The following is an 11,136-nucleotide window of genomic DNA, read 5'->3' as shown; positions in this document are numbered from 1 at the left end:
GGCGCGGTTATTTGCCGTTAGGAAAAGATTGGGCGATAACACAAGAGAAAAGCAACAAAGGGGCCGGCTTTCCGATGCTACATATTCATATCATGAATATCAAGGGCTGGCTAAGAGGCGTACATCATCAATGTGGAGACCATCGCCTGCAACAGTATTTGGATGAATACCATTTCCGCTTTAATAGGAGAGGGTTTTTGAGCTCGATTTTTGATAAGCTTATCACTAAAATGACTGAGGCTCAGCCCAGGAATTACAAAATGATTAAATGCGAACTAAATACATAATCCTATTATTTCAATAATTCATGCAAATATGAACCAGTTTACACAATACAATTTTATAATGCTTTGTTAGGGCAGGACATATAATGGCGATATCCGAAGTTTCTAAAGCCACACCCGACCCTGCCTCATCCATAGCAATACCCACGATTGAGCAGATGCAACTTTTGAATGATTTAAAAGTTGCATAGAAAAGGTTCGATTCCCCTACGGACTACAAAAAACAATACCAAATGTGCTAAAACACTGCAAATCAAAAGCTTGAAGGGTTATTAATTGGCATCAAAACACCATATTATGCACCAAAACGCAACAAAAATGAGCGTAATTCGGTGCGTAACACGTGGCAAAACACTACGCGCCTAATTTATTTTAATTAATTGATTATAAACATTTTAATCAATTCAACATCTTGATAAAGGCAGGCTACAAACTTACTTTTGTTTAACTTTTAAGCTTGCAATTATGAAGAGTAATTTCCATCTGCTTTTCTATATCAGAAAGCAAAAAAACTACAAAGGGAGTACAATGCCCATCTACATGCGTATTACTGTTAACGGCAAACGTGCGGATATGTCCGCTGGCCGTGATTGCGACCCAACGAAATGGAACAGTCATTCAGGGCGTGGCATTGGAACAAAAGAAGAAATTAAGGCGCTTAACAATTACCTTGACAGCCTGCAAACTAAACTCCAAAATGCGCATTATAGGGCTTGATTAATCTTTTATGAACAACCTTGATCTACAGGTGGCCGATTTTAACCCGTACATTCGGTCCTGATTTTAACCCGTTGTACGCCTCCAGAGATTATTACCGGACACGCAGCATCAGTCTGAATTACAAATTTGGCGGCCTCAATTATGGCGTTATAAAACCAGAAGGTCTATCGAGAATAATTATGTGGCAAATTAATGATGATCTTTTAAGTATTATTTTGAAGATTATGGGGCTGTTTCATAAGTATTGGAACAGCCTCTTTTCTTTAATTTATTCTGATGTCTTGATTATTACATCTTAGCAATATAACGACAGGTACTTAACTCGTTCCTTTTAAAATTGCCACCATTGCTTTTACTTCATCTTCTGCTGAAATATAAACGTTGCCATAATCACTTATACGGGTATTGATATAAGTAAGCGGGTTATTTGCCTGTGCCCTGGCCGATGAATGAAACTGGGTGGCATTACTTTCAGTTATCAAATTTTTCAAATTTGATGATTTGACACCTGCGCCAGGCATAATAATAATGCGGCCTGCGGCTTGCGTCACCAGCTTACTAAGGATTTCACCTGCATCGGGTGCGGCACTTGCCTGGCCCGAGGTTAACACACGCTCACAACCGCAACTGATAAGATCTTCTAAAGCTTTGTAAGGATCGGGGGTACCATCAAAAGCACGATTACAGGTAACACCCATTGGACCAGCCCACTCCACGATGCGTTTAAGCCACTCGGTATCAATTTCGGCATTAATGGTTTGTGCACCCACCGATATGCCATTGCAGCCCAATTCTTTGCATATCTCTATTTCATGCTTGATGATAGCATATTCATCAGCGTCGTAATAATAATTCCCGGACCGCGGGCGGATAATAGGATACAGATCGATAGAGATTTTTTCGCGCACCTGTTTTATGGTACCGTAGCTGGGGGTTGTGCCGCCCTCTACGGGGTTGTCGCACAACTCAACCCTTACCGCGCCGGCACGTTCGGCAATCAAACAGGATTGTATATTAAATGCGCATACTTCAAGAACTCTTTCTGACATTGGGTATAAATTTAGATTATGAATAATAACTTTTTGCAGGTATCACCTGGTCGATCATATTGCTGCGTACAGAATATGAGAACCCTGGCTGCAAACTGTAACCGCCTACTTCTCCCTGTTTGTTTAAAGCAATAAAGGCCACCTGTATGGTTTTTGAACGTTCGGGGCCACGTTGTACTATTCTTTCAACCGCTTTTTTACAAGCTTCTTCGGGCTTTAAGCCCTGGCGCATCAGCTCGACCACCAGATGCGAACCTACAATTCGGATCACCTCTTCGCCCACACCTGAGGCACTTGCTGCACCTACCTCATTATCTACATATAATCCTGCCCCAATTACCGGTGAATCGCCAACACGTCCGTGCATTTTATAAGCCAGCCCGCTGGTTGTACAGGCACCGCTTATGTTGCCGTTTGCATCCATAGCCACCATTCCAATAGTATCATGGTTTTTAGGCCCACCGGGCATAGGATCTGTTTTTTTATCGTATAAGCGGTTCTCAATGTTTATCTGGGGATTATATTTAGAGGTCTTCAACCATTCCTTCCAATCCTTTTTGCTTTTTTCCGTTAGCAGATTTTTTCTTTTAAACCCGTTAGCCAAGGCAAATTGCAGTGCACCCTCGCCGGCCAAAATGATGTGAGGTGTTTTCTCCATAACCAGCCTTGCTACAGATATAGGGTGAACAATATCCTGCAGACACATTACCGAACCGCAGTTATAATGCTCGTCCATTATGCAGGCATCCAGTGTTACATAGCCATCCCTGTCGGGCAAACCACCATAGCCAATGGTTTGGTTGGTTTCGTCAGCCTCGGGGATCTTTACGCCTGCTTCAACCGCGTCAAGCGCCCTGCCGCCTGTTGCTAATACATTCCAGGCACCTACATTAGCCGTTTTACCAAAGTCCCAGGTTGATAAGACCACCGGGCTTCCACTGGCTGCTTCTTTTAGCCCGCCGGATATGGCGAAGCTGTTTTTAGGGGCCAGAACTGCCGCCGACCCTATTAGACTAACTCCCAAAAATTTTCTACGTGTTTGCATTATTTTTCTAAATAAGTTATTTGCATTTCGAACCTTAATTTTGATCAAGAAAGATAGGTTGGTGCTGTAAACAACAATAGCATCATTGTGTACCCAAATAATGATCGCTTCCCTACTTGCCGGGCAGTTCTTTTAATTCCAGTACTACGCTGCGCCTGTTCGCATTTACTATTGGATCGAACCCAACGGTCATCAAGAAATCCCCTGAATACACGGTTTGCACATCCAATGCTGACTTTGTGCCTGGATAAAGATTGGTCTCTGTTACACGATATTGCTTTTGGGGATCGAGTCCTTTTAACAGTATAGGCTTACTTTCTGCTCCATACCTGTAGTTTACCAAATAATTAAATACAACGGCGCTAGCTTTAGTTGAATCCACATACATTACAGATGCAATGCTGCTCTTCCCCGGATCTGCCAGCCTGTACTGGTCACCCTGCCATACAATCGGCTTCAAGCTATTATAAGTTTTAACCGAATTTTGACAAAACAAGAGATCGCTGGGATTCAATTTACCGATAACGATATCAAACCCAAGCCTGCCCATCATCGCAACATCCACCCGGAATTTGAGCGGCTGTTTTCCCCAGTCGGTGACATGGTTGGCACTCGCAATTGCAGGAAAGAAATATGAATACTCCCACTGAATAAAGATCCGCTCCAACGGATCGGTATTGTCGCTTGGCCAGTACTCCGTAAAATACTTCATTGCGCCATAATCCACGCGGCCACCGCCCCCCGAGCAAAGCATCATAGGCACGGTAGGGTATTTTGATCGTATCCTTTCTAAAACCTTGTACAGGCCCTTCACATAATCCACATAAAACTGCGACTGCTTTTTATCAAGGTAATTAGAATGCGCATTATAAATAACAGCATTACAGTCCCATTTTATGTAAGCCAGCCCCGGATTTTTTATAAATAGGGAATCTATAATACCGTAAACAAAATTTTGCACTGCGGGGTTCGCCAGATCAAGAACCAGCTGATTTCGGAAATAGTACTCCGGCCTTTTGGGCTGTTTGATTACCCAGCCGGGATGCTTAGCATAAAGATCGCTTTTAGGGTTAACCATTTCGGGTTCTACCCAAATACCAAATTTAACGCCCTCGGTTTGGGCTTCTTTTACCAGCGAAACCAAGCCATTGGGTAATTTCTCTTTATTTTCCTGCCAGTCACCTAAACCTGCGTGATCGCCATTTCTTGGATACTTATTACCAAACCAGCCATCGTCCAGCAAAAACAGGTCTACACCCAGTTTCCTGGTATCTCTAATCAAGCCGCCCAGTTTGCTTTCATTAAAATCAAAATAGGTGGCTTCCCAGTTATTCAACAAGGTATATCTCGAGCCTTTACCGTTTGGTATTTTATAGTTGCGCGCCCAGGTATGTAGTTTTCTGCTGGCATCGCCTTTTCCTTTATCAGAAAAGGTGTACAAAAACTCCGGCGTTGTGAAATCTTCGCCCGGTGTAAGCACATATGGTGATGCAAAATTATTGATGCCGGCAATAACCCTTAAATTATCCAAGGGGTCTACCTCGAGGTCGATTTTGAAATTCCCGCTCCATTCCAGCGAACCGTATAACACACTGCCCTCATCTTCGCCGGCGGGTCTGTTAAGCGCCACCATAAACATAGATGGTTCAAACAAATTTGCGCGCGTTCCCAATTTAGAATCAAGTGTTTTTATGCCATGGGTCAACCTGGTTTCTTCGGGCTGCATCTCCCTAGCCCAATCGCCATGATATTGTGTCAGCCAGTAGCTGTCTGCTTTCAGGTATAAATTTGCTGATGCATATTTATCCAATACAACCTTTCCTTTCTCGTGATGCGCGATTACGCTCCATTGCTCAACTACGTCTTCTTTATAATATAATTTATAATACAAGGTTACTTCAAAGGCATACACCGGATCCCTAAGCAAAATACGCAGTTGCGAAACGTTAGCGCTTAGCTTATCAACCTGATGGCTGACGTATTTTAAATCAAGCGACCGGTTGCCATCTGCGTGGGTAACCGAAATGGCTGGCTCGGCCAGGTTCCTCGACCCCGACGGCGTGTATGCAGAATTTAATACACCCGTATAATCTCCAGACGAATGATATACCCCGGCTACCTTGTTATATTCAGCCTGATCTGCTAGCTTCCTGCCAAAATAAATAGTCTTCAAATCGCCGTCTTTATCTGCCTGAAGCAGCATGGCATTATGTTCGGTAATCACCGGAATAATTACCTGTGCACGAGATAACATGCCGCATACGGTAAGCATCAAGCAAATTCCGGTTCCTCTTTTAAAAAAATTCATCTTTTCAATTTTGTAAACTAATTCAATTCTTTCTGTAGCTCTTCTGTCATCTCCAGATGTATTTTGCTGCTGCTGTTACTTGCATCGTGCATTAAAATTTGGCTGAACAGCTCACTGGCCTTATCCAGTTCATCAAGCCCCAGGTATCCGAGTCCCTGTATAAAGGCAGCATGGATCCGGTTTCGCAAGTTAAGGTCATCTTCAAATATTAGCAGGTTTGGAAGCGAAACTGCGAAATAATCAAGTTTAACCTCATCATCCGAATGCTTGTTGCCATAATCAACAAGTTTGGTGAATATCTGCAACACTCTTTCATGATTACCCAGTTTCTTGTGTGCCAATCCCTGATAGAAAATTTTGTCGGGCTGCTGGTCGTTATAAAATATCGCGGCAGACGGCTCATCAAGGCCAATGGTAGCCATGGTAAAATATTCTTCAGCAGCGGCATAGCTGCCCAACCCTTGTTTTGCACATCCAAGCCAGTAAAAAATATCATTTTCCTGCGTACCGTAAAGCTTACCTTCTCCCAGGTTAAATGGATAAGTTTGAGCCATTGTTAAATAGGTAATGGCCTTTTCAAATTCGCTGTTTTTGATGCAATTGCGGGCAATTTGTATCAAACTCAAAGTATATTGACCGGATACTTTACCCTCGCCACCTTCCCAGGGGTGAAAGCGCCTCTCCTGTAACAGCCGCAGCGCGTTTTCGTAGTCGCCTGCAAAATTCAGCAGGCTGACGAGCTCCAGATAAAGGTCGTCCCGTTGCAAGGTAACCGGCAAATGGCTTTCCAGGAATTCGAGTCTTTCCTGAGGCGCCCTGTTGAGTCGCTTATAAAGTTGATCAAGTTCCATTAACACGCGGGCATCGGTAGGGTCGAGCGCAAATGCTCGTTCAAAATAAGCCAGTGCCTTTTCGGGGTTATTTTGTTTATTATAACAGGCAATACCCAGGTTCCGCAAAACAGTTGGAAATGTATCATCAAGCTTTACAGATTGTTCCCAACAACGTATCGCTTCGGTGTATTGCCTTTTGTCGTAATAAAGATTCCCCAGATAATAGGGTGCCCGCGCATCATCCGGGTCGATCTCTGATGCGGTTTGTAAAATCAGGATCTCCTCCAGCCGGTTAGGAAAGCATAGATAAGGATTGGCCTTTGCGCCCTGATGATACCAATAAGCAGCCTTCTGTTCGTCGCCTGCCTTAAAATAAAAATATCCCAGGCTATAATATACCATCGGGTTGCTGTCGTCCGTTTTAACAACTAAATAAAGTAATTCCGTTGCCTCTATAAAAAGGCCCGCCGCAGCATAATCCAATGCATACTCTATAAAGTTATGTTCATCTTTTCTGGATAATTTTAACAATGCAGCCTGTAGTTTACCGGCCTCATCACCCCGCCCAAGCGCTTGCATGGTTAATATTTCCTCATGCAAAACCCCTAAATTAAACCGGTCAACAAGCAACGCAGTTTGGCAAACCTGTAGCGCGTCATCCATCTGCCCCTGTTTGCGGTGTGCTGCTGCTTTAATGAGGTAAGCTTTACTGCTGTTTCTGTTGTTATTGAGTGCTTCGTCTGCATGTGTCAATGCCAGGGCATAGTTCTGCCGCATCATGTCAATTTGCGCTACTGCAAGATAACCGCTGTCTTTCCAGGCACTACTCCAGGTTGCTTTAAAATAGGCATCGTAAGCCTCGTCAAACCTGCCGAGGAAGCTGAGGCAGAGCCCCAGATTGTAGTAAGGTTCGCTGTCGTAAGGGTTTGGATTACTCCCTGTACACGTTTCGATGGCTTTTCTGAAATAATCTTCACTTTTGGCGAAGATCCCTTTTCGCAAGTACCATTTCCCAAGTGCATTATTGTTCCGTATGTCTGCAGGGTCGCGCTTCAGGGCCTCTTCGTAATACGCGGTAGGATCGTAAGTGGCGTGCCGGTACTGTTCCAGGTGCTGCCCGGTTAAAAATAACTGTTCTATACTGTTAATAGCTTCAGGCGGCAGGGCGGGCTTGGCTGGCTGTGGCAGCGCGTTCTTTTTGTTTTTTGAAGGTTCGTAGCGCAGCATCTCTATACCCTTGTCCGATGAGACGGTGATAATAATGTCGTTTTCGTTAAATGTTTCCTGCACATTAACCGCTTCGGCAAATACCTTTTCGGGCGAAACTGAGATCTGCTCTGTAAAGATGATTTGTCCCCGGTACAGCACGGTAACTTTGAGATTATTCCAAACAGCTGTTGCGTACACTTTCAGTTTCAACACATCGCCGACCATATCCGCTGCCAGCAGGATATCCTTGCTGGCATTTTTAATTACACCTAGTTCCTGGTAAGGTAAAAAATACTGTGTAAAAGATTTCTCCTCGTTGGGCATCAGCCAGCTAAAATCCGGCTGGTTATCGGTAAAAACACCAGTCATTAGTTCAATATAAGGTCCGTCCTCATCGGTCAGGTTGCGATCCCAGGCTTGCCCGAAATCACTGTGTCCCCAGGTCCATTGCTTTTTCCCCGGCGAAACATGGTGATCAGCCACATGAAGCAGACCTCCTTTTGAATCGTGTTCGTAACCGCCAACAAAATCATAATCAGAATTGATCGCCATATAAGACGTTGGTACCGGGATATTTTTATACATGGAGATGTCAGTACCCGGAGAATAATCTACTTTATAATAGGTGCCGGTAGCTATCGGAAAATCGGATACATCGCGCTTGCCATGATCAAAAACCGCATTTACATCGGGCGGAAATACCGACTGGTAATCGTCGTTCACTTTCACCGCCGGATTTGCCCACCATAAGAAAGTTTGCGGCAGCTGCGACCGGTTGTATAATTTTGCTTTGATCTCGATGTAGGCCTTGTCTGGGTAGAGGGTAAAACCCACCATCCCCTTGGTATGAAACATTTTTTCCACCTCGTTCACCCATACCGTTTTGCTGCCATCGCTGTTTTCGCTCAAGTCAAAATCAATCGGCTCAAAAGTACTTGGCCGGTGATGTTGCGGCCAGTTAAATTCTATGCCACCGGATATCCAGGGCCCGGTTAAGCCCACCAAAGCGGGCTTGATTACCTGGTTGTAATAAACAAAATGTCTTTGTTTTACTTTGTCAAAAGCCATTTGTATACGGCCGCCAAGTTCGGGCAGGATCAAAACCTTCAGGTACTTATTTTCAAGGAAAAGACCGATGTAATCTTTGTCCGCTTTTTCATCTTCAATCTTTTCTATCACGGCGTTGGGGTAAACCACGCCGCTGCTTCCCTGGTAAACCCGCTTTTCAAAAAACATGGGGTTTTTGTCCGGCTTACCTACGCCATAAGTAGGAATCGTTACCGTTTCCTGCCAGATCGATACAGTTAACTCGTTCATTTTATATAATTAGTGTCTGATTAAATTATCTTCAAGTTCTTCCAGCGTTTGTCCTTTGGTTTCTTTCACTTTACTTTTCACAAATAAAAAGCCCGCAAAGCATATGGCCGAATACAAATAAAACGGGCCGTAAGTACCTAGTTTTTTGGCCAGTATAGGAAACGTAAATACCAGGATAAAATAAGCGCTCCATAACGATACGATAGCCACCGAAGAGGCCGAACCCCTGATATTATTCGGAAATATTTCGGAAATGAGCACCCAGGTTACCGGGGCAAGAGAGCAGGCATAAATGCCGATGGCCAGCAAAACGAATATCGAGACCAGACCTGCAGACAGGTGTTGCTGAAGCAGAAAGGCCAGTACAATATAAACAATTGATAAACCAAGCGAGCCAATCAGCATAAGTGGCTTACGGCCAAGCTTATCTACCTGCCACATGGCCAACAGGGTAAACAGCAAATTTACAATGCCAATGGCAACGGTTTCAAATAACTGCCGGTTTAAATTGGCTCCTACCGATTCAAATATGGTAGATGTATAATTAAACACCACATTAATTCCGCACAGTTGCTGAAAAACAGCCAGGGTTATCCCAACGATAACTGCCGGCCGCACGCTTTTAGCAAAAATTTCTTTGAAGCCTCCAGCCGAACCGCCGGTTAAAGATTTGTTAATAGCAGTAATCGTTTGTTCTACAAAAACTTCCGACCCAATTTTATGCAGTACTTTTTCGGCTTGCAGGGTCCTGCCTGCTTTGATGAGCCACCGGGGACTTTCCGGAAGCCAGTTAACCCCGATTAAAAACAATACCGAAGGCACAGCACCCAGGCCGAACATCCAACGCCAGGCATCGGTGCCGCCGTCTGCCAAAAAATAGTTAACCAGGTTGGTAACCAAAATCCCGATCACCACCGTTAGTTGATTGATAGCCACATTTCTTCCCCTAACTGCGGCCGGGGATATTTCTGCAATGTACATTGGACAAAGCATCGATGCCATGCCTACCCCAATGCCTGCCGCAAAACGCATCACCAGAAAATAAACAAGCCCCTTTGACAAGGCTATGCCTACAGACGACACTGCAAAGATTATAGCAGCCAGCATCAAGCCCGGTTTACGGCCATATTTATCGGCAAGCCTGCCGGAGAACATACAGCCCACGATACAGCCTAAAGCGAGTGAGCCCGTCAAAAAGCCCTCCCAAACCGGGGTTAAGCCGAATTGCGACCGCAAAAAGGGTAAAGCGCCCGATATCACCGCGAAATCGAAACCAAAAAGGTAGCCCCCAAGTGCCGAGATGAACGAAATGCCAATAATGTAGCGGTTGTTATAAGTTGTGCCTTGCATTGTTTAAAGTTGAAAATTGGTAAATTATTTGCTGGTTGTAGCGCGTGCCTTGCTTAAGTACCGTTGTAGGAAATGTGGGATGATTTGGCGCATCCGGATAAAACTGGCATTCGAGGCAAAGCCCGTCAAATGCCCGGTAGGGTTTTGATGCCTTGCCCGGATAGGTGCCGGTAAGGTAATCGCCAGTATAAAACATTAGGCCCGGATAAGTGGTGTACACGCTGAGCCGTCGGCCCGATTCATAGTGGTCCAACACGGCCGCAGGTGTGGCTAATGCAGGCTTATTGCTTATATAATATTGATTGAAGCCCGAAATGTTCGCCTCCAAAAGTTTGTCCGCAATCTTGCTGTTACTGAACAACCATTTATCCGCATCCGTTATCCGGCCCGTTGGGATATATTGCGCATTGGTTTCCAGTACCTTTGCTGCATCCAGGGAAAGCCTGTGTTCCAATATGTTTTCGCGCTCGCCTGACAAATTAAAATAGGCGTGATTGGTGAAGTTTGCAATCGTATCCGCATCGCTAACCGCGCTGTAATTTATCTGGAGCTGCTGATCAGCTGTCCACCGATAGGTGATATTCAGTTTCATATTACCAGGAAATCCCCCTTCACCATTCAATAATTCAAGGCTGAACAGGATGCTGTCTGACTGCACAGCAAAATCAAAAACCTTTGTATCACATCCAGCGGGACCCGAGTGGTTACTGTTTGGCCCGTCGTTAGCCTCGAGCTTGTAACCTTCTCCGTTTAACGTAAACGCAGCACCAGCTATGCGGTTGGCAAACCGGCCAATAGTTGCGCCAAGATAGCATTGGTCATTTAAATAAGCTTCAGGTTCATTAAACCCAAGTACAACATGCTCCAGCTTTCCGTTTTTATCCGGCACCACTACCGATACAATACGTGCGCCGTAATTCGTAAGCTCAACATACGCTCCGTTGGCATTTTGGAGTTTTAAAAGGCAAATCTCTTTACCTGCCATAGTTCCCCAATTTTTGCTACTGATGGTAATGCTCAT

At 44.6% G+C, this 11,136-nt stretch carries 8 protein-coding genes; 2 read left to right on the top strand and 6 right to left on the bottom strand.

Features of this window, described 5'->3' with window-relative positions:
- Together E2R66_RS06840 and E2R66_RS06835 are read left to right on the top strand one after the other, a co-directional pair.
- The coding region (locus E2R66_RS06840) for a transposase (protein ID WP_192901949.1) at positions 1–287 on the top strand (287 nt) is incomplete at its 5' end.
- 462 nt (positions 288–749) lie between these two features.
- A complete protein-coding gene (locus E2R66_RS06835; RefSeq protein ID WP_133227543.1) occupies positions 750–1,001 on the top strand; it encodes an Arm DNA-binding domain-containing protein in 252 nt (83 codons plus the stop codon).
- A 320-nt stretch (positions 1,002–1,321) separates the two neighbouring features.
- Here E2R66_RS06835 and E2R66_RS06830 read toward each other — a convergent pair whose 3' ends face one another.
- The 6 genes from E2R66_RS06830 to E2R66_RS06805 all read right to left on the bottom strand — a co-directional run bounded on the left by E2R66_RS06830 (position 1,322) and on the right by E2R66_RS06805 (position 11,136).
- Positions 1,322–2,053, bottom strand: coding sequence for a copper homeostasis protein CutC (locus tag E2R66_RS06830; protein ID WP_133227545.1), 732 nt, complete (start codon positions 2,051–2,053; stop codon positions 1,322–1,324).
- Between the two features lie 16 nt (positions 2,054–2,069).
- The gene (locus tag E2R66_RS06825) at positions 2,070–3,098 is read right to left on the bottom strand and encodes a N(4)-(beta-N-acetylglucosaminyl)-L-asparaginase (RefSeq protein ID WP_133227547.1); all 1,029 of its coding nucleotides are present in this window, start codon (positions 3,096–3,098) and stop codon (positions 2,070–2,072) included.
- Positions 3,099–3,210: 112 nt separating this feature from the next.
- A complete protein-coding gene (locus E2R66_RS06820; RefSeq protein ID WP_240049247.1) occupies positions 3,211–5,352 on the bottom strand; it encodes an alpha-galactosidase in 2,142 nt (713 codons plus the stop codon).
- A gap of 71 nt (positions 5,353–5,423) precedes the next feature.
- Entirely contained in the window at positions 5,424–8,765 is a 3,342-nt protein-coding gene (locus E2R66_RS06815; RefSeq protein ID WP_133227551.1) for a DUF5107 domain-containing protein, read from the bottom strand.
- A 9-nt stretch (positions 8,766–8,774) separates the two neighbouring features.
- Complete coding sequence (locus tag E2R66_RS06810; RefSeq protein WP_133227553.1) at positions 8,775–10,115, bottom strand: sugar porter family MFS transporter; 1,341 nt, start codon at positions 10,113–10,115, stop codon at positions 8,775–8,777.
- Entirely contained in the window at positions 10,096–11,136 is a 1,041-nt protein-coding gene (locus E2R66_RS06805) for an aldose epimerase family protein (protein ID WP_133227555.1), read from the bottom strand. Before E2R66_RS06805 ends, E2R66_RS06810 begins: the two co-directional genes overlap by 20 nt.

Source organism: Mucilaginibacter psychrotolerans, from assembly GCF_004519315.1.
GTDB lineage: Bacteria > Bacteroidota > Bacteroidia > Sphingobacteriales > Sphingobacteriaceae > Mucilaginibacter > Mucilaginibacter psychrotolerans.
The sequence above is the reverse complement of the archived record's forward strand: the minus strand, read 5'-3'. Positions and strand labels throughout refer to the sequence as shown.

Excerpts from the sequence above, each read along its gene's own strand:
- E2R66_RS06835 (WP_133227543.1), top strand. The coding sequence starts at position 750 with ATGAAGAGTAATTTCCATCTGCTTTTCTATATCAGAAAGCAAAAAAAC.
- E2R66_RS06830 (WP_133227545.1), bottom strand. The coding sequence starts at position 2,053 with ATGTCAGAAAGAGTTCTTGAAGTATGCGCATTTAATATACAATCCTGT.
- E2R66_RS06825 (WP_133227547.1), bottom strand. The coding sequence starts at position 3,098 with ATGCAAACACGTAGAAAATTTTTGGGAGTTAGTCTAATAGGGTCGGCG.
- E2R66_RS06820 (WP_240049247.1), bottom strand. The coding sequence starts at position 5,352 with ATGTTATCTCGTGCACAGGTAATTATTCCGGTGATTACCGAACATAAT.
- E2R66_RS06815 (WP_133227551.1), bottom strand. The coding sequence starts at position 8,765 with ATGAACGAGTTAACTGTATCGATCTGGCAGGAAACGGTAACGATTCCT.
- E2R66_RS06810 (WP_133227553.1), bottom strand. The coding sequence starts at position 10,115 with ATGCAAGGCACAACTTATAACAACCGCTACATTATTGGCATTTCGTTC.
- E2R66_RS06805 (WP_133227555.1), bottom strand. The coding sequence starts at position 11,136 with ATGAGCATTACCATCAGTAGCAAAAATTGGGGAACTATGGCAGGTAAA.